The sequence below is a fragment of the Facilibium subflavum genome, from assembly GCF_003574485.1.
Taxonomy (GTDB): Bacteria; Pseudomonadota; Gammaproteobacteria; order Francisellales; family Francisellaceae; genus Facilibium; species Facilibium subflavum.
Window position 1 is genome coordinate 1 of the sequence record NZ_QLIT01000243.1, and the last position, 26,825, is coordinate 26,825.

At 36.8% G+C, this 26,825-nt stretch carries 24 protein-coding genes; 13 read left to right on the plus strand and 11 right to left on the minus strand.

Features of this window, described 5'->3' with window-relative positions; all coding sequences use genetic code 11:
- Positions 1–2,149, minus strand: a 2,149-nt coding sequence (locus DNK84_RS12265) for an alpha/beta hydrolase family protein (protein ID WP_119344777.1), incomplete at its 3' end; no start/stop codon positions are given.
- Positions 2,146–3,465, minus strand: coding sequence for a hypothetical protein (locus DNK84_RS12270; RefSeq protein WP_119344778.1), 1,320 nt, complete (start codon positions 3,463–3,465; stop codon positions 2,146–2,148). The genes DNK84_RS12270 and DNK84_RS12265, both read right to left, overlap by 4 nt.
- Before the next feature lie 411 nt (positions 3,466–3,876).
- Between DNK84_RS12270 and DNK84_RS12275 the strand changes: the two genes are divergently transcribed.
- Positions 3,877–4,806: an RluA family pseudouridine synthase gene (locus DNK84_RS12275; protein ID WP_119344779.1), complete on the plus strand. Its 930-nt coding sequence runs from the start codon at positions 3,877–3,879 to the stop codon at positions 4,804–4,806.
- Positions 4,807–4,820: 14 nt separating this feature from the next.
- On the opposite strand, the gene pgi is transcribed toward DNK84_RS12275, so the two are convergent.
- The 5 genes from pgi to glyS form a co-directional block, all read right to left on the minus strand.
- Positions 4,821–6,440 (minus strand): glucose-6-phosphate isomerase, encoded by a 1,620-nt coding sequence (pgi, locus tag DNK84_RS12280; RefSeq protein WP_119344780.1) that lies wholly within the window; start codon positions 6,438–6,440, stop codon positions 4,821–4,823.
- Between the two features lie 5 nt (positions 6,441–6,445).
- Positions 6,446–7,162: a 6-phosphogluconolactonase gene (gene pgl, locus DNK84_RS12285; protein WP_119344781.1), complete on the minus strand. Its 717-nt coding sequence runs from the start codon at positions 7,160–7,162 to the stop codon at positions 6,446–6,448.
- A gap of 2 nt (positions 7,163–7,164) precedes the next feature.
- Positions 7,165–8,700 carry a glucose-6-phosphate dehydrogenase gene (gene zwf, locus DNK84_RS12290; RefSeq protein WP_235826903.1) on the minus strand — a complete coding sequence of 512 codons (1,536 nt, stop codon included), beginning with the start codon at positions 8,698–8,700 and terminating at the stop codon, positions 7,165–7,167.
- Positions 8,701–8,801: 101 nt separating this feature from the next.
- Positions 8,802–9,914, minus strand: coding sequence for an S-(hydroxymethyl)glutathione dehydrogenase/class III alcohol dehydrogenase (locus DNK84_RS12295; RefSeq protein ID WP_208123327.1), 1,113 nt, complete (start codon positions 9,912–9,914; stop codon positions 8,802–8,804).
- A gap of 32 nt (positions 9,915–9,946) precedes the next feature.
- Positions 9,947–12,019 (minus strand): glycine--tRNA ligase subunit beta, encoded by a 2,073-nt coding sequence (glyS, locus tag DNK84_RS12300; protein ID WP_119344782.1) that lies wholly within the window; start codon positions 12,017–12,019, stop codon positions 9,947–9,949.
- 109 nt (positions 12,020–12,128) lie between these two features.
- Here glyS and DNK84_RS12305 point away from each other — a divergent pair, with 109 nt between their 5' ends.
- The 3 genes from DNK84_RS12305 to mnmA all read left to right on the plus strand — a co-directional run bounded on the left by DNK84_RS12305 (position 12,129) and on the right by mnmA (position 14,509).
- Complete coding sequence (locus DNK84_RS12305; RefSeq protein ID WP_162902444.1) at positions 12,129–12,878, plus strand: TatD family hydrolase; 750 nt, start codon at positions 12,129–12,131, stop codon at positions 12,876–12,878.
- Between the two features lie 156 nt (positions 12,879–13,034).
- Positions 13,035–13,199, plus strand: coding sequence for a hypothetical protein (locus DNK84_RS14465; RefSeq protein WP_162902445.1), 165 nt, complete (start codon positions 13,035–13,037; stop codon positions 13,197–13,199).
- Positions 13,200–13,387: 188 nt separating this feature from the next.
- Positions 13,388–14,509 (plus strand): tRNA 2-thiouridine(34) synthase MnmA, encoded by a 1,122-nt coding sequence (gene mnmA, locus DNK84_RS12310; RefSeq protein ID WP_268876907.1) that lies wholly within the window; start codon positions 13,388–13,390, stop codon positions 14,507–14,509.
- A gap of 54 nt (positions 14,510–14,563) precedes the next feature.
- Here mnmA and def read toward each other — a convergent pair whose 3' ends face one another.
- Entirely contained in the window at positions 14,564–15,079 is a 516-nt protein-coding gene (gene def / locus DNK84_RS12315; protein ID WP_119344785.1) for a peptide deformylase, read from the minus strand.
- 224 nt (positions 15,080–15,303) lie between these two features.
- On the opposite strand from def, the gene DNK84_RS12320 reads away from it, so the two are divergent.
- The 8 genes from DNK84_RS12320 to DNK84_RS12355 all read left to right on the plus strand — a co-directional run bounded on the left by DNK84_RS12320 (position 15,304) and on the right by DNK84_RS12355 (position 23,367).
- Positions 15,304–16,644 (plus strand): TldD/PmbA family protein, encoded by a 1,341-nt coding sequence (locus DNK84_RS12320; RefSeq protein WP_119344786.1) that lies wholly within the window; start codon positions 15,304–15,306, stop codon positions 16,642–16,644.
- Between the two features lie 213 nt (positions 16,645–16,857).
- A complete protein-coding gene (locus DNK84_RS12325) occupies positions 16,858–18,135 on the plus strand; it encodes an MFS transporter (protein WP_119344787.1) in 1,278 nt (425 codons plus the stop codon).
- A gap of 59 nt (positions 18,136–18,194) precedes the next feature.
- Positions 18,195–19,001: a transporter substrate-binding domain-containing protein gene (locus DNK84_RS12330; protein WP_119344788.1), complete on the plus strand. Its 807-nt coding sequence runs from the start codon at positions 18,195–18,197 to the stop codon at positions 18,999–19,001.
- 162 nt (positions 19,002–19,163) lie between these two features.
- Positions 19,164–19,946, plus strand: a complete 783-nt coding sequence (locus DNK84_RS12335) for a Rossmann-like and DUF2520 domain-containing protein (RefSeq protein WP_119344789.1) — start codon at positions 19,164–19,166, stop codon at positions 19,944–19,946.
- Complete coding sequence (gene panB / locus DNK84_RS12340; RefSeq protein WP_119344790.1) at positions 19,909–20,775, plus strand: 3-methyl-2-oxobutanoate hydroxymethyltransferase; 867 nt, start codon at positions 19,909–19,911, stop codon at positions 20,773–20,775. Before DNK84_RS12335 ends, panB begins: the two co-directional genes overlap by 38 nt.
- Entirely contained in the window at positions 20,772–21,536 is a 765-nt protein-coding gene (gene panC / locus DNK84_RS12345) for a pantoate--beta-alanine ligase (RefSeq protein ID WP_119344791.1), read from the plus strand. The genes panB and panC overlap by 4 nt, the downstream gene beginning before the upstream one ends.
- Before the next feature lie 34 nt (positions 21,537–21,570).
- Complete coding sequence (gene panD / locus DNK84_RS12350) at positions 21,571–21,957, plus strand: aspartate 1-decarboxylase (RefSeq protein ID WP_119344792.1); 387 nt, start codon at positions 21,571–21,573, stop codon at positions 21,955–21,957.
- Positions 21,958–22,023: 66 nt separating this feature from the next.
- Positions 22,024–23,367: a hypothetical protein gene (locus DNK84_RS12355; protein ID WP_119344793.1), complete on the plus strand. Its 1,344-nt coding sequence runs from the start codon at positions 22,024–22,026 to the stop codon at positions 23,365–23,367.
- Between the two features lie 9 nt (positions 23,368–23,376).
- On the opposite strand, the gene DNK84_RS12360 is transcribed toward DNK84_RS12355, so the two are convergent.
- The 3 genes from DNK84_RS12360 to DNK84_RS12370 all read right to left on the minus strand — a co-directional run bounded on the left by DNK84_RS12360 (position 23,377) and on the right by DNK84_RS12370 (position 26,368).
- Positions 23,377–24,432 (minus strand): hypothetical protein, encoded by a 1,056-nt coding sequence (locus DNK84_RS12360; RefSeq protein ID WP_119344794.1) that lies wholly within the window; start codon positions 24,430–24,432, stop codon positions 23,377–23,379.
- Positions 24,433–24,496: 64 nt separating this feature from the next.
- The gene (locus DNK84_RS12365) at positions 24,497–26,155 is read right to left on the minus strand and encodes a hypothetical protein (protein ID WP_119344795.1); all 1,659 of its coding nucleotides are present in this window, start codon (positions 26,153–26,155) and stop codon (positions 24,497–24,499) included.
- A 9-nt stretch (positions 26,156–26,164) separates the two neighbouring features.
- A complete protein-coding gene (locus DNK84_RS12370) occupies positions 26,165–26,368 on the minus strand; it encodes a hypothetical protein (protein ID WP_119344796.1) in 204 nt (67 codons plus the stop codon).
- A gap of 304 nt (positions 26,369–26,672) precedes the next feature.
- On the opposite strand from DNK84_RS12370, the gene DNK84_RS12375 reads away from it, so the two are divergent.
- Positions 26,673–26,825, plus strand: a 153-nt coding sequence (locus DNK84_RS12375) for a transposase (protein WP_162902360.1), incomplete at its 3' end; no start/stop codon positions are given.

The window sequence follows — 26,825 nt, forward strand, 5'->3', positions numbered from 1 at the left end:
TTGCCGCTTCATTACCATCATTTGTTTGATAGGTGCTTGATTTCACAATCACACCGCCATCGCTTTGTCTGTTTTCATTACTGGTTGTAAGTGAAATCTGAGTAATCCCTGTTTGACTGATATGATAAAGCTCGCCTTGTTGTGTAATTGCATCACTGTTTTTATCCTGCCAGACATAAAGATTATTAAATGCATTATCGGCCACAGAGATGACCCCATCACCATTGCTATCAAGATCAGCTAGTGCATCAAAACCATCGCGCGCTTTGCTGCCATCACTTTTGATATAATGCTCGCCAAATAACTCACCACCATGATCAATCAGGCCATTTTGGTTGAGATCCTGGACAAGAAGTCCATCTTTTGCGCCAACCCAGCCTGTGGCATATTTGATGCCATCGGTGTTGTGATCAAACATTACTTGCTTATTAACGCTTATGGTATTAATGCCGTTGTTATCTAAATCTAAAACAAGTGGATCACCAAAGCGTTGCTGATTTGCGGCAATAAAGGTTTCAAACACCGCATCTGCAAGCGAAAAGCCGCTGAGTTTTGCTATAATATCCTCACCCCATAATGCCTTTTTAATACTGGCAGCCAACAGGTTTAGGGCTGATTCTATAGTATCATCTGATGCCTGATCTATGTGCTCAGATTCAATATGATCCTGTGCGTTTTCTGAGTTTTCTGCGTTTTCTGAGTTTTCTGCGTTTTCTGTGTTTTGTATTGTATCTTGAGAGATTGCCTCTGTCGTGTTATCGAGCGCTTTACTATCTTCCTGGTTGGCTGTTTTTTCATCCTTTATTTCATCAGCAATCGTTGTTGTATTAACTGGCTCAGCATCGCTTAGCGCCTCAATACTTGACTCAGTATCCAGGCTTTCTGACTGGTTGTCGCTATCGACAACTTCAGTGGTTTTGGCATCAAGATCAGCCGAATCTTCTACTGCATCTTCATCCTGTGCTTCTGTAGCTTCTTCAGTCATTGACTCGATATCTTCATCCTGGGCAAAGGCTGTCTCGTTATAGTTATCCATTGTCGAAAAGATCTCTTTAAAATCTGCTATTTGCTCAATGACTTCATTTCGCACTTCAATTAATGCTTTGATCTCGTCACGCACAATCACCCCTGGCGGTATAACATAAGCGTTTTCCAGAGAAACGTTTTCAATGGTATTAAGTTGCTTGTTTACTGAGATGAGCTTTTGCTTTAATGCATTATAAAGCTGTGATGTCGTCTCTAAATTAAGCTTACCTGGGACGAGGCTGCCATCTTGGTCAAAATCAAAATAAGTATACAAACCAATACCATGATACTTCAGTGATGGCATTCCACCATCATAAGCTATGTCAATTACAGTACCAATCTGGTCGTGGAAGCTAGAAACTGGATCTTGGGAATGTATATGGCTTGCAATAAGTTGTTTTCGATCTTCCTCCGGTATGCTGTCAAATTTAATATAAATTTCTTTACGCTTTTGATGTAGATGATAAGCAACAAGAGCAAAATCTGGATTCTTAGGCATGTCTGGAATATTTAATAGCTGCCTTACACCTAAAGCATTATAGCTGAAGACTTTAGAGACTTTTCCCGTTTCATAATAGTATATTCCAAGTAACTGTGCTAGTGTTCCTCCCAAAGAATGCCCTGTAAGGTCAAACAGTTTAAGGTTATATCCAACCTCTTTATCTGCAGATGCATTTAAGATATGGTCAATGAATACCTTGCCCGTATCAAACTGATTAGGGATATTTCTAAATACCATACCAATATCAGTATACAGGTCTGCTGCAGCATTTATAAATGAGCTTGTTTGCGTACCGCTAATTGCAAATTCTATTTTCCCAGGCTGATTAACTGCTTCTACCGCAATACCATAAAACCCGCTAAGTCGTTCTGTTGCTGTTAAAACATAACTACTCGTTTCTAACAGCCGATATTTTTCTAATATTGGGATATAACGTTTTGAATGTCGAGTTAGTTTTTTGGCAAAGCTTGGTTCGACTTCTGGACGAATTTGTCCATTGGGATCAAAAAATATATCTCTCAACGTTTGATGTTTTTTATTAACGGCATCATCAAGCAGCGTTTCAAAATATACAATTTCACTTAACACCGAAGCATCTTTAGAAGTTGTTGTGTTTCTCATTTTCCTTCCCTCTTATAAAGTTGATACTGACTGCTTTGCGTAAACGATAGATACGTTTGCGTTTCTTTGTTAAATAAAAAAATAAACTGTAAAACATCATGAACTGAAGTAATCCCTTCCAGGTCATTATTAAAAAGGGGTTCTGTGACTTTGTCGTTCATATAACTCGTGGGCGTTTCCAAGGGATTTCTTGAGTTAATTACCAGGCTTCCTTCTTTGTACTTGCGGTATTCAATTGTAAACCGTGATTTCAAGTGTGCTGTTAATATACGAATATTTTCACCTTCTGGCAGATTATAAAAGCCAAATCCAATGAAGATTTGTTTAAATTTATTACGTTTTAGAAATTGGATTAGTTTATAAGTTGCTTTGACAATTTTCTGTATATTTTGTGATGTTAATGCAAGGTTAAAATCAGCTCTTAGGTGAAACCCTAAAACACCAGGATGGTTATTTATCCACTGTGACATATTTAAATTATTATCGTGTAAGTCATACCTGGCTACCTCACGTATAGCAATATTCACTTCGACAGATGGGCTTATACCTATCCCTGCTATAACGTAGTCTGACGTAATTTCCTGAAGAAAAGGGATAACCATCTGAGAGGCCTCAAAGCTAATACGATTTTGTAAATAAGTTGAAATTATACTGGTGCTCTTAACACCACTGCTAATTACAGCAAATTTCAACTCAGGTTGCTCAACAGGATACCCAATAAACTGATAGCTTTTTACTTGATGTTCATATTTTCCATCTTTAACAATAAAATCTTTATGGTATTTTTGCTTGAGAAGAAACGTAACATGCTCTGCTACTTGTCTAATTTCTTCCTTTTGCCGAGCTTGATAGTAAAAAATAAGGCTTACAATCAATGCAATTACAAATACAACAACAAGAAGCCAATAAATAATATGACGCACCTTTAACTTACGCCTGGCTGCCTTTAAACGCATTGATTGTTCTGCTTTTATTGATTGTAACTGTCTGTATGCCTCTGGGTTTTGTTTAATGGTGGTTTCTAGCTTGCCTATTTCTTTTTTATAAAAAAAGTGCAGCATAATATAGACGATCATCACACTAATAGCACTTGTAGCAGCAACCACAGGAATAACGATGACCAAAATAATAGCAATAACAAACCCAAGCACATTTGCATCTATGGGTAGGGAGACTTTACTGATTATCAGCAATAGAAAAATAATAATAGGCAGAAAAACAGCAATTAGAATCCATCGTCTTTTATATTTTCTGATTTGCTTTAGCCGTTTATCTGCCTGAATGACTTCTGATATACCCGTATTACCTGCTTGCATAAGAAAAGCCTCTTGATGTTCTCTCAACCATGCCTTAAGCTCAGTTTTGTTGGGAATATAATCAGATAATCTATCAATTTAACATTATGCTGCAGTGCAATTAAAAGTCATGCGCATCGTTTAAAGAATCATAAACTATTATGCTTAACCTGGATAAGCATGAATAGAAAGGCGTTTATACGAATGCGCGTTTTGTATATTTTTTAAGAAGCAACAAAACTAATGTGAATAAAGTATAGACAGTTTTGGTAAAAAATCAAAACGATGAGTATGACTGGAAATGGCAGATGAAAAAGCTTTTGTAAAATAATGATGATACCTTATGTCTTATTAAATCGATCATTAAATAACTGCTATAAAATAGCATAGGGATAGTATACACTATAGCAAACTTACCAATCCCAACTTTGAATGAGTGCTGTACAATATATTACCGTTGATCCAGATCGTACAGGTCAACGCATCGATAACTTTCTCCTTTCACAATTTACTGGACTGCCAAAAGCGCTAATTTATCGCTGGATTCGTAAAGGCCAGCTACGTGTCAATAAAAAACGGATCAAACAGACCTATCGCGTTGCAGCTGGTGATTTCATTCGCATCCCGCCTTTTCATTTAGAAGAAAAGCAGCAAAACATCCAAGTCACGCAAGACCACCTATCTTTTCTTGAATCGTTAATCTTATTTGAAAACGATGATTATATGGTAATCAACAAACCTTCAGGTATTGCTGTTCATGGCGGTTCTGGTATCCAATCTGGTCTGATTGAACGCCTACAGCAATTAAGACCACAAAGTAAAAAACTTGAACTTGCACATCGCTTGGATAAAGAAACCTCAGGCTGTCTATTAATTGCTAAAAAATACAGTATTTTAACGTATTTCCATGAAATTTTAAAAAATCGTGAAGTTACAAAAATCTATCACGCCTTAGTTCATGGTGTCTGCCATCCTAAAAAAGGCAAAATTGATTTACCTTTAAAGCGCCATCTACTGCCACATGGCGAACGTATCGTGCGGGTTGATCAAAATGAAGGAAAACAGGCAATAACCTATATTAAACCGCTCAATCACTTTGATCAGTATACATTGATTGAGGCCTTCCCAAAAACAGGACGAACACATCAGATTCGCGTACATTTAACAAGTCTTAGTCACCCAATTGTCTGCGATCAAAAATACGGTGATCCACAAAAAGATAAAGCCTTACATCAACTTGGCTTTAAGCGCTTGTTCCTTCACGCTAAAAGCTTACGTTTTCTTGACCCAAAAACACAAAAAGAAGTGTCATTTGATGCTCCTTACGACCAGGCATGCGAGTCACTGCTAAATAAACTTTAAAGCTCGTTTAAAGACTATTTTACCATGTCAATTAAACCCAAAGTTGAGCAATCGTAACTTTCACTATGATTACCTTTTCCCTGAATACTTTGTAGAATAGGTTCACCTAATTCCTTACCAAGCTCAACACCCCATTGATCAAAACTGTTAATATCCCAGATAATACCTTGAACAAAGATTTTATGTTCATACAAAGCAATTAGTTGCCCTAATGCTTGAGGCGTTAAGCGATCCAGTAATATGGTATTGCTTGGTTTATCACCTGGAATCACTTTTTGTGGGGCTAAGGCTTTGATTTCATCTTGGCTATAGCCTTTTTGCTGAAGTTCAGCTTCAGCCTTTTCACGCGTTTTTCCTTGCATTAAGGCTTGTGACTGCGCAAAACAATTCGCTAATAAAGCCTGATGGTGTTCGACAAGATGATGATGCGGTTGTTTGGCAATAATAAAATCAGCAGGCACCATAACAGTTCCTTGATGTAAAAGCTGATGAAAAGCATGTTGACCATTTGTTCCAACACCACCCCAAAGTACAACACCAGTTTGCTGATTTGAGCTTACACCATTTTTTAACACCGTCTTACCATTACTTTCCATATCAGCCTGCTGCAGATAATCCACTAAATAGCAAAGCCTGTCATCGTAGGCAAGAATTGCTTGAGATTGCGTGTGATAAAAATTACTATACAAAACACCAAGCAAGGCCAGGATTACGGGCATATTTTGATTTAATGGCGTGCTTTTAAAATGCTGATCCATTAATTGCGCACCCTTTAGCAATTCAAAATACTGATCAAACCCAATTGCAAAAGCAATCGGCATACCAATCGCAGACCAAAGCGAATAGCGCCCGCCTACCCAATCCCACATGGTAAAACAATTATCTAAATCAATACCAAAAGCTTTCACTTTCTTTAAAGCAGTAGAGACGGCGACAAAATGATTCGCAACCGCTTTTTCATCCTTATAGAAATCAACAAGCCACGCTCTAGCAGTATTCGCATTCATTAATGTCTCTTGAGTGCTAAAAGATTTTGAGGCAACAATAAATAAAGTATGTTCAGGATTTACTTGTGCTAAAACATTTGAAATGGCATCACCATCAACATTAGAGACAAAGTGTACCTTTGTCTTATTAAGATGATAGGGAGAAAGCGCCTTGGTAACCATTTTAGGCCCAAGGTCTGACCCGCCGATACCAATATTAACCACATCATGAATCACTTTCCCAGAAAAACCACGCCAATGCCCTTTGTGCACTGACTCAACCAGTTGTTTAACACGTTGGCGTTCTTTGTTGATTTCTGGTTTAATGTCAATATCATCTACGATGATTGATTTGTTTGAGAAATCACGCAATGCCGTATGTAAAACTGCGCGATGCTCGCTGGTATTGATCTTCTGTCCAGCAAACATTGCATCACGATGCTTTTCAACTTCAGCTTCTTTGGCAATATCAAGCAATAAACGCAATATTTCATCATCGATTTTATTCTTAGAGTAATCTAGCGTCAACGATCCAGTCTGAAGCGTATAGCGTGAGAATCGCGATGGATCACTTGCAAATAATTCACGCATATGTGAGGGTTTTTTCTGGGTAATAATATCTGCTAACTTTGTATTTTGTAACTGCATAATCCTTACCTTATTTCAGCGGCTGCTTCACGATCTAAATGCCATGTTAATTTCCCCGCCAAGGGTTTTACAAATTTAGCAGGATAATCAATAGGCGTTTTATCTCCCTGTATGATCTTTTTCACCATCTTAGCCTTGTTTTCACCAGTCACCACAAAAGCAACCTCATCGGCATTGTTTAATACCTGTAATGTCAGCGTTAATCGTAACTGATTGGTTTGCGGGTGTTCAGCGACTTCTACCCATTTATTCGAAGAAAGCGAAACACCGTTAGGAAAAAGTGATGCTGTATGGCCATCATCCCCTATTCCCAGTAAAATCAAATCAAAACAAGGAATCTGATTTTTTATCGGTAGATGCTTTTTTATTATCTGCACGTAAGATAAAGCACTTTGCTCAGCTTGGCTTGCACCATCCATTGGATGTAATTGATCAGAGTCAATACCAATATGATCAAATAAAATACGCTTGGCTTCACCAAAATTGCTTTGTTCATCTTCAATCGAAACACAACGCTCATCAACCCACCAAAAATGAAACTTTGACCAGTTGATATCAAATAGCGCATCAGCCTGTTTTAAGTGCTTAAAAAAATCTTTTGGCGTACTACCACCTGATAAGGCAATATGAACGATTGGTTTTTTAGCATAGGATAAAGTGATTAATTTTTCTGTGATTACATCAGCAATTTGTTGCTTATCGTCATATACAATACAATGCATTGTTAACCCTTTTGTTGTCTTTTGAAGTTTGCCGTTGGATTACGCCAGACATGCTGACGCTCTTCAAGCATATGATCAGCCTGAATTGGACCATTACTACCACTTGGATAAAACTTAAGCATGCTTGCAGCGTTTTCTTTAAGAAATGCAATAATTGGGTCAATAATATTCCAGCATGCCTCCACTGCATCATTACGTGAAAACAGCGTATTATCACCCTGTAAAGCATCTAAAATAAGCCGCTCGTAGGCAGCTGGCATTTGTGTTTGCGCAAAATCTGAGTAATAAAACCCCATATCAACTTCATGTGCTTTAAAACCAGCCCCAGGCTCTTTAGCCGCAAAGCTTAATTTAATTCCTTCATCTGGCTGGATGCGAATCACCAATTGATTTTTAAACTTGCTTATTTTCTGCACCTGTGAAAAAAATGGATGCGGCGTTGATTTGAAATTAATAACAACTTCGGTGACTCTTTGTTTTAAACGTTTTCCTGTGCGCACATAAAATGGTACATCATGCCAGCGCCAATTATCAATAAAAAAGCGAATCGCTGCATAGGTTTCTGTCACCGAGTTTTTTTGAACATCTTTTTCTTCCCGGTAAGCCCCTTTAAGCTTACCATCAACACAACCCGCCTCATATTGCCCAATGACCACATTCTCCCGAATATCTGCTTCAGATTTAAAGCGACGGATCGATTGGAATACTTTTAAGGTTTCATTACGAATCGAATAAGCATCCATTTTAGCAGGTGCCTCCATCGCAACAATGCCCAAAAGCTGCAGCAAATGATTTTGGATCATATCACAAATTGCACCGCTTTGGTCATAATAACCAGCACGAGACCCAACCCCAATCGTTTCGTTGGCATAAATCTGCACATTTTCAATGTGTGCAGCATTCCAAAGTGGCTCAAAAATAGCATTAGCAAAGCGAAAAACCAGAAGGTTCTGCACGGTTTCTTTGCCCAGATAATGGTCTATTCGAAATAGCTGTGATTCATCATAGCAGTGCGATAAATGTCGGTTTAGCTCCTTTGCACTTTGCTCATCTGTACCAAAGGGCTTTTCAATAATCACTCGCTTATAGCCATCGCTTTCATCATTTAACCCAAGCTCAGCTAAATGTTTAGGGATTTCATAATAAAGACTTGGTGGTGTTGATAAATAAAATAATAGATTATTTGGTAAATCATGCTGGCTTTGTAAGCCTTGCAAACGTGTTTTTAATTCTTGATAGCCCGCCTTAGCATAAATATTAATTGGCTGATAGTAAATCTGCTCCATAAAAACATCAATGGCCTTTGCATGATCTGGATATTCATTTAACAACGCCTGTTGCATTTTCTCACGGAAGCTTTGATCATTAAATTCAGAACGTGCCACACCTAAGATTAAATTTCTATCACTTAAAATCCCCTGGTTGTATAAGCTGAATATCGCCGGCATTAATTTGCGCGCAGTTAAATCACCTGAAGCACCAAAAATTACAATCACACCATGTGCTAGCTTATGTTGCATTAAACCTTTCTTCTTCATACTTGATAAACGCCACTATTTATATCATTTTTTGGCGCCTTAAGCATTAGATTTTGGCATTGAATAATGACAAAAGCCCAAAAAGCTGATTTTATGCGTGACTAATAGACAACAACCGAGCGAATCACCTGCCCTTGATGCATCGCGTCAAAAGCCTTATTAATATCCTTTAAAGGTAAGGTTTGTGTGACCATCTCATCGACTTTGATTTTGCCAGCCAGATAATCATCGACATAGCGCGGTAATTCAGTGCGCCCCTTAACACCACCAAACGCACTTCCCTTCCAAACTCGACCTGTCACCAACTGAAAAGGTCTTGTTGAAATCTCTTGACCACTGCCTGCTACACCAATAATCACAGACTCACCCCAACCTTTATGACAACACTCTAAAGCCTGGCGCATCGTTGCTGTATTACCAATACATTCAAATGAATAATCAACACCACCATCAGTTAAATCGATAATCACTTGATGAAAGGGAATATCATAATCATTAGGATTTAAGCACTCTGTCGCCCCTAAAAGTCTCGCCATTTCAAATTTATTTTCATTGATATCAATGGCAATAATACGACTGGCACGCGCTAACACCGCGCCTTGAATAACAGAAAGCCCAATACCGCCTAAGCCAAAAACTGCGACAGTTGAACCAGGTTCCACTTTTGCGGTGTTTAACACAGCACCAATACCGGTTGTGATTCCACAACCAAGTAAACAGATCTTCTCTAATGGTGCGGCTTTATTTACTTTTGCCAAAGCAATCTCAGGCAAAACAGTGTACTCGGAGAAAGTTGAAGTGCCCATATAATGATAAATTGGCTTGCCATCAATTGAAAACCTTGTTGTGCCATCAGGCATTAATCCTTTACCTTGTGTGCTGCGAATCGCCTGGCAAAGATTGGTTTTACCCGATAGGCAAAACTTACATTGCCCACATTCAGGTGTGTAAAGTGGAATTACATGATCACCTGGCTTCACAGACGTCACAGCCTTACCAACCTCTTCGACAACACCAGCACCCTCATGGCCTAAGATAGCAGGAAAAATCCCTTCAGGATCAGCACCAGATAGTGTATAGGCATCCGTATGGCAAATGCCAGTTGCTGCAATTTTAACCAAGACTTCATTGTCTTTTGGTGGTGTTACCGTCACCGTTTCAATACTCAGTGGTTTCCCTGCCTGCCAGGCAATTGCAGCCTTTGACTTAATCATCTTATCTCCTTATTTGTTCATTGTGATGTAGACTATGATAATTTAGCAATATCAGCGACCTGCTTAAATGTTGTATGCAGTTTTTGTAATAATGCCAGACGATTATTCCGTATTTTCTCATCTTCAGTCATCACCATAACATGATCAAAAAAGGCATTAATTGGTTTATCAAGCTTTGTTAACTTTTCTAGTACTTCTGTATAAGCCTGCTGTTTAAGCATTTGCTGACAGGTTTTATTGACCTTTTCCAAATCATGAAATAATGCTAACTCTTCGTCTTGTTGAAATAGATCTACATCTACGGTTAAAACTTTAGCATCCGCCTGGTTTTTCGTTAAAATGTTAGATACCCTTTTATTGCTTTGGCTTAAATCCTCTGCAACCGGAGAGTTTAAAAAAGCAAGTACTGCCTGAATGCGTAAATCAAAATCGACAACATTTTCATGGCTGACAGCCAAAACAGATTCAAAAATAGCAGGGTTGACATCACTTTCTTTGTAAATCACTTTTAACCGATCAATAAAAAATTGTAATAATGGTTTTTTCACTTCATATATCAGCTTATCATCATAAGCATCACAGGCAACATCGATAAGCCAATCTAAAGAAATTGCCAAATGTTTTTCCTTTAAAATACGCAGCACGCTAATTGCTGCACGACGCAAAGCAAAAGGGTCCTTCTCGCCTGTTGGTTTTTGCCCAATACCAAAAATACCAACCAATGTATCCAGCTTTTCTGCCAGACTTACGGATTGAGCAATATTAGTTTCTGGCAACACACCACCTGATTGCTTTGGCCAATACTGCTGCTCGATGGCTTGACAGACGATCTCAGGTTTACCTTGTGCTTTGGCATAATATTTCCCGATAATCCCTTGAAGATCTGTAAACTCAAAGACCATATCGGTAGCCAAATCTGCTTTGGCAAGTAAGCCTGCCTCGTAAGCATATTCTTGATTAGCATCTATTTTCTTTGCAATTTCTTTAGCAAGCATTGCAATCCGTAAGGCACGATCATATAAAGAACCAAGTTGCTTTTGAAATGTAACAGATTTAAGTTTTAATAAATAATCTTCCAAAGGTTTTTTTACATCAGTATCATAAAAAAATGCCGCATCAGCAAGCCTTGCCGCCATCACTTTATTATTACCTTTGACAACCGTTTCTGGTTTTTTGCTGTCAATATTACTAATGGTAATAAATTTATTAACAAGCTTACCTTTTTCATCCACCATGGGAAAACATTTTTGGTGTTCCTGCATTGCTGAAATCAATGCTTCTTGCGGTACACGCAAGAAATGTGCATCAAAACTGCAACATAATGCATGTGGCCATTCAATAATTGCCGTGACCTCTTCGGCTAAATCAGATTCAATAATCACCTCTACTTTGTTTTGCTGTGCCACTTGTTTTGCCTGATTTAGCATTTCACTTTTTCTGGTATCCCAGTCAACCATGACCTTGCCTTGATCTCTTAAAGATGCCTCATATTCACCACAGGAATCGATCTTAATTGATTGTGGGTGGTGAAACCGATGACCATACGTAATATTACTTGTTTTACATCCAAAAAACTCAGCATCAATCACTTTATTCCCAAACAATAACAACGCCCAGTGCACAGGGCGCACAAAATCAAAATCAACATCCCCCCAGCGCATGGTTTTTGGAATAGGCAGTTTTTTTAATGCCTTTTGAATCATTTCAGGCACTAAAGCCTCAGTAGCCTGTCCTTGTTCAGTGACTTGATAAAAAAGCCGCTTGCCCTTTTTACTGTCGATGGTTTTTAACTCGTTAAAATCAACATTACATGAGCGCGCAAAGCCTAAAGCTGCTTTTGTTGGCTGACCTTTATCATCATAGGCTTTTTCAAGAAAAGGGCCTTCTCTGTCAATAAGTTTATCTTTTTGCAATACATCAACATCTTTAAGTAAAAAACCAATTCGTCTGGGAGATGCAAAAGTTTGTGTCTGACCATAATAAATACCTGCATCATCCAATAAATTACAAACCTGCTTTAATAAGGATTGTGTTAAATTTTTTAATGCTTTTGGGGGTAACTCTTCTGTACCTAATTCAAATAATAAATCTTGTCGCTGAGACATTTTTTAACCTTACGCAATACTAATGGTTGTCTATTTTAACGATTATCAAAAATTAAAAAAAGAGAAAAACTTGCTACAATGCCAATTATTAGTCATTAAGAGCAATCATATGTTTATTGATACACATTGTCATCTGGATTTTGACATATTTGATCAAACTCGATTATCCTTGTTGCAGGATTGTCAAAACAACGATATTACGCACTTTATCAATCCGGCAACCTCATTTGATCGCTGGCAAAAAGTTATTGAAATAACCCAAAAGCATTCAAATATTACCCCAGCTTTAGGGCTACATCCTGTATTTATTGAACAACACGACAAAAATCACCTTGACTTATTAGCTGACTGGCTTGATACGCATTCTATCAAGATTGTCGGTGAAATTGGACTGGATAAACGCATTGCAGACTTCCCCAAACAACAAAGTTTCTTCCAGGCACAGCTTGAGTTAGCAGAGCAGTATAAAAAACCTGTTATTATTCATTCGGTTAAAAGTCACAACGAGATAATACAAATTTTAAAATCCATAAAATTTACTCAAGGTGGTATTATTCATGCTTTTAATGGGAATATAAACACGGCCAAAAGCTATGCTCACCTTGGCTTTAAACTTGGTATTGGCACGCTTTTACATTACCCTCATAGCAAAATTGCCAAAGACATATCCCAGTTTCATATTGACTGGCTTGTCCTTGAAAGCGATGCGCCTGATATGCCATTACCAAAGAAAAAGAATAAAATAAACACACCACTTTCTATTTTACAAACTTTCATGTGCTTACATGCTAAACTTTCCTTGCCAAAAACATATCTAGCACAAAAGCTTTATCACAATAGTCTTACGCTTATTTCCTAAGCTATTGTAAGACATCCTCTTATAAGCTGCGCTTTTAACTGGTTAAAATACCGAATTTGACCACAATATCATCATTTTTTATCCATTAAATTAGCGCAGCATATGACATAGAATTAACATATCAACCATTAGTTTGCAAAAAAAAGGAGATGCCCGATGAGCCGTATCACACAAAAACAATATGAAGCCATAAAGCAACAATCGCTGTATGCAAAAAGGCATGAGGTTACCGCAAAGGCAGCCACTAAAAAATCTACTTATTATTGGCTAAGCACCTTATGCATTATAAGTTTTTTAAGCCTATTAATCATGCATATTTAGTATAAAACACACAAACAAACACAGGAGTATGCTCATGACAGCCTCAAAGGAAGTAAAAAAGAAAAGTTTCTGGGATAAATGTAAAAACTTATGGCATAAGTATGATGAATTTTGCAAACGCCAGGCTGAAATCGTAGAACGGTTATAATGTCATTAAACATTTGCAAATTTAAAAAAATCCATTCAAAATAGTTGCAAATTTAAGCAACCTTTTAAAATATATCATGACAACAAAAGTCATTGTCGGCGTATCCGGCGGTGTTGACTCTTCAGTATCTGCACTTTTACTTAAACAAAATGGTTATGAAGTTACCGGTGTTTTTATGAAAAACTGGGAAGAAGATGATAATGATCAGTTTTGTGCAGCAAGTGAAGATATCAAAGATGCACAAGCTATCTGTGAAACCATTGGTATTGATTTTAAAAAAATCAACTTTGCTGCTGAATACTGGGATCATGTGTTTGAATACTTTTTACAGGAATATAAAGCTGGCCGTACACCTAACCCTGACGTACTCTGCAACAAGGAAATCAAATTCAAAGCATTTTTAGACTATGCACAACTACTTGGCGGAGATTATATCGCCACAGGACACTATACCAGAAAAAGAACGCTTGCAAGCGGTGAACATCAGTTATTAAAGGGCCTTGATCATAATAAAGATCAATCTTATTTTTTATATACACTAGGTCAAGAGCAGCTGAACTATACACTTTTTCCTATCGGTGAGTTAGAAAAACCAAAAGTACGAGAGTTAGCTGCACAATATAAGCTTATCACCCATAATAAAAAAGACAGTACAGGGATTTGCTTTATTGGTGAGCGTAAATTTAAAGACTTTTTAAACCAATATCTACCCGCACAACCTGGAGAAATTCAGGATGAAAATGGTGTGGTTATCGGACAGCACGATGGCTTAATGTATTACACATTAGGACAACGCCAAGGGCTTAAAATTGGCGGGGTGAAAAATCGTCCAGAGACGCCTTGGTTTGTTGCTGAAAAAGATATTCAAAATAATATTCTCATTGCCGTACAAGGTCATAATCACCCGCTTTTGATGAAAAAGTCGCTCACAGCAGGCAAATTGCATTGGGTTAAAGGGTCTTCACCAGGAGAAACCTTCCACTGCAAAGCGAAAACGCGCTATCGCCAAGCAGATCAAAACTGTGTTGTAACCATTGATCAACAAAATCAGGCACATGTTATTTTTGATCAAATGCAGCGCGCTATCACTCCTGGACAATCAGTAGTATTTTATGATGGTGAAGTTTGTCTTGGTGGTGGAATTATTTTATCGACTGACTAAATTATTATTTCAATGGCAACTGCTTATCAATAGCCTTGCACATTTTTATCTAAATCAAGATTCCTCATGTGCCTGCATCAGCTTGTTATATTTTTTTTCGATCATTTTACGCTTTAATGGCGATAAATGGTCAAAATAGGTAATGCCATTTAAGTGATCAAGCTCATGCTGAATACAACGACCAAGGTAGCCATCTGTTTCAAGCTCATACTCTTCACCAAATTCATTCAAGGCACGCATCTTTACCCATTGGGCACGCTTGACTTTGGCTGAAACACCAGGAAAAGATAAACACCCTTCTTCATCATCAATCTCTCCTTTGCACTCAAGGATCTCGGGATTAATCGCCACAATTTTTTGATCTTTGTTCTCAGATGCATCCATAATAAAAAGGCGCATATTCAAACCAACCTGTGTAGCAGCAAGCCCACCACCTTTTTCAGCATACATTGTCTCAAACATATCTTGTATTGTTTGTCTTAGCGCGTCATCAATTGCGCTTGGTACAATTGGGTCTGCTTTTTTCTTTAAAAAAGGATGTGGATATTTTAATACTTCTAACTTTGCCATCTTTCTTTACTTAAATATCTATCTTATTACAATGTTTACTTAGTCTGCGAACATCATATCACATCAGATAAAAAAGCACAAAATAAAGTCAGATTTCTAAAGGTGTATTTTTCAATTTGCAATATACCCATCATAAATATGTAACTTCTTTTATTTTGTCATTTACGATATATACCGTTTTCCTTCATAATAAGGCAAATTGCAATAAAAAATAATACATACCTATGTCAATTATCCACCATATAGCACATATAAAAAATGTGCTACAAACTGCCTGTGAAATCGCTAAGAAAGCCCAGGTTGATGCATTTGAAATCCATTGCAGCTTTGACCAAGGCCATGTCATTGACATACGCAAGCAACAAACTGAGAACCTTGAGTTTAATGCCTCACAAAGCCTAAGCATTCAAGTTTATCATCAAGGAAAAACAGGTTATGCAGAAACATCTGATTTAAGTCACAACGGCCTGCACACAACAATTGAACATGCCAAAACAATCGCCAAATTTACTGAGGCTGATCCATTTTCTGGCATTATTGATAAAGACAAGCTTTGCACGCCAAAAGCACTCGCGTATTTATATCGACCCTGGAAGCATTTTCGCATCGAAGAAGTAATTGATATGGCAAAAACCTGTGAGCAGCACGCGCTTGATTATTCTAAAGAAATCTGCTCAGACGGTGTTGAAATCAGCTGTTTTGAAATTTTATATGGCTTTGCCAACAGCCATGGTTTTCTTGATGTTTACCCAGAGTCACGCAATAGTATCAGTATTGAGCTTATTGTAGAAGACAAACATGGTATGCAACGTGACGATGCTTATTTTACCCATTATGATATTCAATCACTACCCACACCAAAAGCCATTGCACAATTAGCAATAGATCGCACCCTATCCAGACGAGATCCTCAAAGCATTCAAAGTCAATCTATGCCCGTTATTTTCTCACCAACAACAGCCAAAACCCTCATCAATGGCTTTTTAACAGCGCTTAAAGGTGGAAAACAGTATCATAAAAACACTTATTTATATAATAAGCTTCACCAAATGGTTACCAAAGAGAATATCTCTTTAATTGAAGACCCAAACCTTAAAGATGGAATGGGCAGCCAGCCCTATGATGATGAAGGTGTTAACAAGGCAAGAAATCCCATTGTGATTGATGGTATGTTACAACGTTATCTACTTAACAGTTATAGCGCAAGACAGCTTCAATCTGAAACAACTGGTAATGCCGGTGGCGTTAGTAATATTGTGATTCAAAGCAGAAACATGATGCCTGAAGCACAGCTAATCCAGACAATGGATCATGGTGTTATTATTCATGAAACAATGGGGCAAGGGCTTGATATAACTACTGGTGATTACTCCCAAGGAGCAATGGGTTATTATGTTAAAAATGGCCAAATTCAATACCCTGTAGATAATTTTACCGTTTCTGGCAATTTGGCAGATATGTTTAAAAATATCCAGGCAATCAGTAATGATAATATTGATAAAAACACAAGAATCCAAACCGGTTCGTTATTGATTGATAACTGCCATATTGCAGGAAGCCAGTAACCATAAAACGAAATTTCACGAACAATAAATAACTGTTTTTATTGACTTTTTATTATTTTTAACATCTTTTTTATACCCTTGTAAAAGACTGGGCTAATAGGCTTTTTGCTGCCACCCAAACCCTTTTTCATTATTAGACCCATTTGACATTCACTTTCAGTCCGTTAGGATAAAAAGCGTCATCAAACAAAATGGAGTACTTAAAAACACAATATGATTGAACGAATTACTCGTACCTTAAAAAACTCATTTGGTAATATTATCGAATGGTATGATTTCTCACTTTATGGCTATTTTGCCACCATTATTGCAGCACAATTTTTTCCTCAAACAGATGCTTGGGTTGCCTTGATTGCAACTTTTGGTGCCTTTGCCGCAGGTTTTGTTGCACGCCCCATTGGCTCTGTTATTTTTGGTCGCTTAGGCGATCGCTTTGGTCGCCACTATGCAATGAATTTAGCGATTATTTTTATGGCTATTCCCACAATTGTCATGGCTTTTCTGCCTGATTACCACTTAATTGGCATTTGGGCGCCTGTTTTGCTTGTTTTAGTACGTGTGTTCCAAGGTCTTTCAGCCGGCGGTCAGTTTGGTAATCTTATGACACTTACTGCTGAAGATGAAAAACAAAGATATACAGGATTTAACCTGGCCGTGGCTTATTCAACTGCTGTTGTTGGATTCTTATTGGCCTCTGGGATCAGCTATTTAACATTGAATCTGCTGCCAGACTCATGGCAATATTATGCCTGGCGCGTACCTTTTGCCTTAGGTTTTTTCTTATTGTTATTACAATTATTTTTCAGAGAAGATGAAAAAGCCGAAGAGACCGAGAATAATTTCAAAGTTGAACCTGTACGCCAGCTATTAAAATATTACCCTTGGCGTTTAACTTTAATCGTTATTTTATCTACAACGGCAATGGTACTTTACTACTTAGACATTACTTATATGGTAGCCTATATGGAAACTGAACTTGGATTAAGTCTTGTCACGGCATTGGCAATTAATACCATAAGTGTTGCGGCAATGTGTATTGTCATGCCTTTATTTGGCTATCTATCTGACATTTGGGGCAGAAAACGCACTCACATTGCAGGCTATGCTATCTTGCTTGTTGCAGCCATCCCAATGGTTATGTTTATGCAGTTACAAAATATCGCTATTGTTAGCACAATGGTTATTGCAATGGCGGTACTTACCGCAATGATTCAAGGGGTTTCAACGCCTTATTACACTGAGATATTTCCACCAAGAGTCCGTGCTACTGGATGCTCAATAGGCTTTGGTTTTGGCGCTTCACTATCAGGGTTTGCACCAATGTTAGCAACCGTTGTCATGGGGTGGTTATCACCTACTGCAGGGTTATGTTTATTACTTGTTGCCGTAGCCGTCATTGGGCTTATTATTGCGATTATTATTCCAAGCCAGCAAGTTGAGATCAGACGCAAAAACAGCCTGAACAACAACCTTAACTATGCACCTGCTTGACAAGCAGTTTGTTTTTTCTCATATTAATTGATACCTTTTATTAATTAATATAAAACTCAATGAAAATCTTATATAAAACACTGTTCATTGCGACTGGGCTTATTACAGCCCAGCTTGTTATAGCGCAATCATCACAGCGACCTTTGCGGGTGTGCACAACAGGTGACTATCCACCATTAACTTTTTACAATGCAAAAACACATACCTATGAAGGCTTTGCGATTAATGTTATGACAGCTTTCGCTCAAAGCCTTAAGCGCCCTATTACCTTTATCCACACAACCTGGCCACACCTTAATCAAGACTTAAAGCACAGGTGCGATATCGCCATGGGTGGAATCACCAAAACACCAGCACGTGCTAAAGACTTTATTTTATCTAATAATATTCTGCCAAATACAAAGGCTGCTATTTTTTCTAAAAAAAATGAGCAAAATTTCAAAAGCTTAAAAGATATTGATCAAAAAAATGTTACTATTCTTGAAAATGAAGGTGGCACAAATGAAGTCTTTGCCAATACACATATCAAAAATGCACGTATTAAAATCTTACCGCAAAATTTGCAAGTTTTTGCCTGCTTAAATAAATACCCAGAAAAACCCTATGCCATGTTTACCGATAGTATTGAAATTCAATATCGTACTATGCAGCCTGATACCCTGTTAAGCAATAAAGGAATTCATCTCAGTGGCATAACAGACACCCCCACTTATAAAATAGCAATGGCGAACAAGACAAAAAAAGGAAAGCAACTCATTAAAGCATTTAATCAATTTCACCAAAGCCATCAACAACAGTTTAAAGACTGGTTCACACAAGCCTTAAAAACAAATTACCCACAACCAGATGTGACCTGCCCTTTTTAATACGAATAATTGCTTATTTTTATTTGTTTTTTAGTTTTGATTCTTTTATAGTTCCCCTAGCAGCAAAGTCTATGATGTTTATAAAACATATTGCAAACATCCACACTTGTTGACCATACAAAAAGAAACATTAAGATAAAACGAATTTAAGGAACTTGATCCATGAGACAGGTATCTGATTTTACACCTCCAGCAAACCCGTGTTATGGTATTGTTGGCCAAGGACGTGTGGGCAAGCATATTGCGCACTACTTTTCCCTCTTAGATATTAATCATCTGATCTGGCGTAGAAGTGATCAAAGCCAACCGCAAGATGCTTTTAAAAATGCTGATATTATTTTACTTGCCATCCCCGATCAATGTATAGAACCTTTCTTGCTGCAATATCCCCAATTAAGAGATAAACCCTGTATTCACTTCTCAGGTGCTTTATACACCAAGCTTGCCTTTGGCTTTCATCCTTTAATGACCTTTGACAATACGCTGTACAATAAGGCACATTATGAAAAAATGCTTTTTGTACAGGATAATGATGCACCTTTATTTACCTTGATTTTCCCTGCGTTAAAAAACCAATTTATTACAATTCAAAGTACACAGAAGGCTTATTATCATAGCCTTTGTGTAATGGCAAATAACTTCACGACAATTTTGTGGCAAAAATTTTTCAAAGAACTTGAACAACGTTTTGATGCACCAAAGACAGGACTTATCGCATTTGCTAATCAGACGATGAAAAACATTCAGCACAATCCTGATACGGCATTAACCGGGCCTTTGGTCCGTAATGATCAACAAACGATTAATAGCAATCTGCAATCTTTGGCGCAAGACCCTTTTAAAGGGATTTATCAAAGTTTTGTCAACACATACCAGATTTTAAAAAAACAACAAGAGGAAAAGACAAATGAGTGTAATCAGCAAGAAGCAAAAACTCACCCCTGATCAATTGATAAAATATAAACAGAATCAACAAAAAATATCAATGCTCACCTGCTATGATTATAGCTTTGCCTGTATTGCTAATCAAAGCGATGTTGATCTTTTGCTGGTTGGTGATAGTGGTGTGATGACACTTTTAGGACATCCTGATACAACACACGCAAACGTTGAAATGATGTCGATGATGACCAAAGCTGTTGCCTTTGGCGCACCTGATAAATTCATTATTGCCGATATGCCTTTTTTATCACACAGGCAAGGCATATCACACGCTGTACAATGTGCTGATAAGTTGATTAAAGCCGGTGCCAATGCAATAAAAATAGAAGGCATTGATGGCCATCAAGAAGTGATTAGCCATTTAACACAATCTGGCATCCCGGTGATGGGACACTTGGGTCTGACGCCTCAATCTGTTCACAGTTTAGGCTATAAAGTTCAAGGAAAAACTTTTGATCAAGCACAGAAGATTAAACAGCAGGCCCTTGATCTGCAACACCTTGGTTGTTTTAGTATTGTATTAGAATGTGTACCAGATCAGCTTGCCAAAGAAATTGCCGAATTGCTTGATATTGTGGTCATTGGCATCGGTGCAGGCGCTTTTGTTGACGGGCAGGTGTTAGTATTACAAGACATGCTTGGTATGACACAACACATGAAGCCTAAGTTTGTCAGGCACTTCCTTGATGGGTTTTCTTGTATTCAAGCAGCGTTTAATCAATACCATCAGGCCGTACAATCTGGCACTTATCCAACCAACCAAGAAAGTTACACACTAGATATTTCCAACCATAAGCAATCAAAAACCCCAAAAGAGGTCGTTTCTGCATGAAGGTCATCACAAATATCAGCTTATGGCAAAAAACCAGACAAAACTTGCCTTTTGATAAAACCTTAGGGGTTGTCATGACAATGGGTGCACTTCATAAAGGCCATTTAAGTCTTATTGAGCAAAGTAAAAAACAAAACGATTTCACACTGGTAAGTATTTTTATCAACCCCACTCAGTTTAATAATCAGGATGACCTTGCAAAATACCCTAAAACATGGGATCAGGATATTGCACTTTTGGAAGCAGCAGACGTTGATTTTTTATTTGCACCTTGTTTTGATGAAATGTACCCGGATGATTATCGATATAAAATTACAGAGAACAGCTTTAGTCAGATATTATGCGGTAAATCTCGCCCAGGACATTTTGATGGTGTATTGACTGTTGTTATGAAGCTTTTACAACTTGCACAAGCACATCGTGCTTATTTCGGCGAAAAAGATTACCAACAATTACATTTGATAAAGCAAATGGTCAAGGCATTTTTCATATCTACCAAGATTATTGGCTGCCCTATTATACGTGAAGAAGATGGGCTTGCCTTTAGCTCACGCAATATACGATTATCAAAAACAGCAAGAGAAAAAGCACGTCTATTTGCGCAAATGTTCCATCAAAATCAACCATTAGAGGCAATCAAGGCAATGTTTGAACAGCAAGACATTGAAATTGATTATTTAGAAGCGCACTGTAATCGCCGTTTTGCTGCAGTATTGATAGATGGTGTGCGTTTAATCGATAACCTCGAACTTAAAAAATAATATAAATTCCATAAATACGAAAAGGAAACCCATCATGAAAAGAACACTTTTAAAATCAAAAATTCATATGGCGCATGTTACACAAGCCAATTTAAATTATTATGGCTCTATTAGCATTGATAAAAAATTATGCCAGGCGGCAAACCTTGTGCCTTTTGAGCGCGTTGAAATCTATAACTGCAACAACGGCGCACGATTTGCTACCTATGTTATCCTAGGCGGTGATGGCGAGATTTGTTTAAATGGAGCTGCAGCAAGACATGTTGCACCAAATGATGTTGTCATTATTGCCTCATATGCTGAATTTGAAGAAAGTGAGCTTGCAACACATAATCCTAAGCTTGTATTTGTCGATCACAAAAATCAAGTAAGTGAAGTACGTGGTTATATTGATAGCACAATCAATGCAGAAATTGTTTAATTTCATTGATGACAAAATTGAAACACTTGTTATCATAAGGCAAGTGTTTACAATGCGGATATTAAAATGTCACAAACCAAAAATATCAAATCTGCCTATTATTCGTTTGTCATTATAGCAGCAAGCCTAGGAGCTATTTTATTCTGGCAAATCCCAAAACTCTCACAAAGCTACTATAACATTACCTTTATCATCGCATATGCAATTTGCCTGTTTTTTATCGCTTTACCGATGGTAATAAGTGAAAGCGCTTTTGGCATGTTAAGTCAAAAGTTGATAAGACCCTCTATGCGTTATATCACAAGATCTGGCGGCTTTAACTGGTTAAGTCTTCTCATTATGCTTGGCGCCCTTATTGTGCTTGTTGTTGTGATAAATAGCCTTCATATGATTACACAAAGCGCTATCTATACAGGCTACTGGCATTTTGCCAAATCAGCAGATAAACTGCCGCTTTTTATCCATAATTTCTCAAGCCCATTATCGGTTATTATTACGACTGTTGTCTTAATACTTATTTTTGTGTTGCATAAAATGCAAAATTTTACTTTAGAGCGTATTTTAGCGCTGATTGGCCTTGGGCTTTTTATTGCATTATTTGTTTATCTAATGATAAATTTTCGCCATGATGATAGCCCTGCTGTCATGGCGTTTTTTGACATTAAGCTTTATTTATTCAATGACATTATGTTATGGTATCATGCTATAACTCTGGCACTGCTATCTTCATTTGTGGGTGTTGGCATACATCTTACAACAGGACAGTATTTACCAACAAAGCTTTCCTTGCGTAAATTCTGTTTTACTTTTATCACAGGTAATATCATCTTAAGCCTATTAACCATCCTGATATTTAAAGTCTTAACCACACAAACATTATCGCACTTATATCAACCAGTAACACTTGCTCAGGCTTATGCGTTAAGCCTCTTGTACTTTATTACGCTATTTATTTGTCTTATATTAGCGGCAACACTGCTTTGTCGTGTGTTTCAAATAACAAAAGATAATAAACGATCGCTATGGCGTGTTACAGGCTATGTTGCACTTTTGGTGATTGTATTTATCTACCAGTTTATCTTACCCTACAACCTGCAAAACTGGTTGAGCTCAAGCTTTCTAATATGTCTTATTCTATTTATTGCTTATATGCAAACTTTGTTATTTGGTTGGATATTCGATGCACAAAAGCTTACCTACCAGCTTTATAAACAGACTAACATTAAATTTTCTGCTGTTTTTAATGTCACCTTGCGCCTTATTGCACCAGGTGCTATTTTAAGTCTATTACTTATGACTGCGTTTAGTGACTTTATTATGCCAAGTTTGATGGTTGGTATCGTTTTCTTCATCATCAGCCTGATTGTTACAATCATCCTAGGCAGCCTATTACATAAGCGTTTTCAGTAACAGTAACTTCTAAACCAGATCATAATTGTAAGTTTCTTTTTTATTATCCTTTATATATGCCTCACAAAAAGAAAACCCTGAGGTTAACTTGACTTGAGGCCCTTGAGATATCTCAGCTGATTTCTCAAGCATTTCAAAACCATCCATATCATTTGACAATGTCGTTTTAAGCATAGAAATGTTATCCGCTTTCTTTAATAGGTCAAGTGTGTAATTTGCTGATTTACTGATTGCTTCAAACATGTGTATATCTTTTTCATCAATAATATTTATTTTCACCTCAGACGAAAGTGCATTCAATTTTTTTAACCTTCTTGTCACCCCTTCTAAGGATTTATCATTTTTATAAAAAAACACATTATTTTCACAACCAGGATGAATACAAGATTTGATAAAATTATCAATATCTGCATCCTGACCAAAATCTGGAAGCTTACCTTGAATCAAAACCGTATTGGCAAGCTTTACGTTATTCTCTTTTGGGCACTGCTTTGTAACCTTCTCACAAAAATCATACTCCGCTAACAAATTTAAAGCACAGATAGAACTATTCTCTATTTGCTTTTCATTGATCAATGCTAACAGTGTACTTAAATATAAATTTCCACTAATATCCGTGCTATTTGTATCTGCATATATTGTTTTATATCCTAGGCTTTTTGCCTGCTGAATATATGTGTTACTGTTATCAATCAAAACAAGCTCACTTCGTTGATAAGCCTTATTTTGACAAATTTTCTCCATACACTGACCTTTTTGAAATTCCTGATTTTGATGAAAAAAATTATCTGGCAATGTTATGTGATAGTTTTCACGGAAAAATTGTTGTATTTCCTGTTTTGATATATCGCCAGAGGTAATAAACCCGATTTCATCTTTATTCTTTATAATCGCACTGAAAATAGTAAACATGGCTTCTTTATTTAATACATAGCATCGACCATATTTCTCTCCATATGGATTTGTGACCGCATTGGTCAAAACGACCTGCCTATGTAACCTATCCTTTCTTCCTTCAACACAAAGTAAAGTTTCATCAATATCAAATAAAAATAATCTTGCCATCATATTTCTCCTTTTATCCTAATGATTTCCAATAACCTATTTCAAAATCGTATTATAAGGCTTGTTAAATAGCATTTTCTTTTGTATTTATACGAGTACTTTGATGCTGTGTTTCTTTATCTATAAATGAATACATCTTATATTCACAAAATACCTTCGCCACTTGGCCACACACTTCTTTTGGCGCTTGATTTGGTGACAATGCTGCTTCTTTCTCAAATGCATCGATCAACTCACCAAATTTTTGATTCACAAGGCAGCTACCAGTGAAATTAAGAAACTCAGGCGAAAAAAATACTTTTGGTAGGTAATTTTGATTTTTCATTGCTGATAAAAAAATTGTTTGTATTTCGCCAACAGCTTTTTTAATCGTTTGGTCTCTTAAATAAGGAAGTTGATCCGTATGCGAGCGATAACTTTTTGCTTGATACGATTTTTTTTGAAAATCTGACTGATTGTCTATCACATCAAAAGCAGAATAAGGCAACTTTGGCAAACAATCTGGCAACGTATCGGCCTGTGTTGATTGGTTATGTGATTGTTTTATTTTGCTTTTTAGTTCTAAGCTTATTGCCGATTGCATGACTAAATCAGGTTTATTCGTTGATAGTGTAAAAGCCTCCAGCATAAATGGCTCAAACTGTAGCTGACCTTTATTTTCCAAAACTTCTGTTTGCATCTTTACACTAACAAAAGTCTTACTTTTGCTTGTATCTAACAGTTTGCCAATTATGCTTTTACTCTCATCAGCCTTATTATTTTCCACTTCTTGTAGAGCACTGATACGCTTAACATCACCTGAATTTCCTTCCACATTATTTTTGCTTACTTTTTTGGGTTTTTTCTTTCCTTGTACACTTTTTTTAGGTTGTGACTTAGTTGATTTATCCTTATCAACGTTAATATAGTTAACAAGATCATCAATATTTACAGAATCACTTCCTTTCTTACCCATTTTTTCTGCCAGTTGTTTATCCGAAATTTGCTGAACGATACTATCTAGCTGTTTTGTCAGCATCTCATTGATGGGCAAATTAATTTTATTATTGCCAACACGCGCATAAATATTAAGCGTTGTATCTTCTTTTTCAAGTTTTTTTAAACAGTATTGCGCAATTGCTGCAAACATTACCAAACTAGTAATGCTATCCTTTATGTTGCTTTCCTGCCAACAGGATAATTCATTGATAAGTGACTGACGCATTATCGTAAAATTATTATTTTGTTTGATGACATCTGCTAATTTTTTATGGTATTGCTCTGGCAGCATATGCACCACAAGCTTTTGCATAAACTCATGACCATCAGAAAAATTATAATCTAGAAAATTATTTAAGGTAGTTGTTATTTTAATTATCTCACCTACTTGGTGTATATCACCCACTAAGCGCGCAAGTGGCTTTAGTCCCTCTAGGATCTTATTTTCATCTATATCCTGATTGTCTTTCATATGAAAATGATAATTCTTTTGAAGTTTTTCAATGTATACGTATAAAGATTTTCCTATATCTTCAGTAAGTTCATATTTTTTAGCAATAAGCTCAAACCCTTTTAATACCGTATCAAAAAGACGCTGCAATACTCCTTCATCAGCCACAGTCAAATCATTGTTTAGATCAAATTGTGTCATGGATGACTTATCTTCTAAAAACAAAGGCTTTATTGTATTTAATACGATATTAAGCTGTTTGGCATATGCCTTAATAATTAATTCTTTTTTCATTATGTCCTCTTATATTTTGATTTTATTTACATTTTCTAGTGATTTGTTCATTTGTCGCAAACTGTTGCTAGAAAAACACAAAACTGTGCTATGACAAGCAGAATACTGATTCTTATTTTTCACGGTATAGAACATCACATAGATTACACATGTTTGATTATTAAGCTTATGCTCTTCTGCTTGATCAGTAATTTCAAGAACCCCCTGCATCATATCCAACTCCTTTTGCTATGTTTTGACTCCCTATATAACAGACTTTACCACCTTGCAGCCACCTAATAGAAAATAATTTATGAATGGCTTATATAGATAATCTTATAAAATGAAAAAATTAAAAATGTGGAAACTACTTGTTATAGTGGTGGGTTTAAAATTTAGCTTGAGACAAATCACCTAGGTTCTGTGAACCAAAAAAACTACAAGATGTGAAATTAAGTTGATTTAATTAAAAAATGATTTGCAAGGTTGCAATCCTTGGTTTTAAATATATTTGAGAAAAACAACAAAGGATTGCAAAATGCATTATCACATAAATGAAAATGCTTGGGAAAAGATTTATGAATTTTTAATGACGGTAAAGAGGATACACTGCAAAAATACGGAATCTTTGCGTTTATTCGTGGAAGGGGTTTACTATGTGTTACGAACGGGTTGTCAATGGCGTATGCTT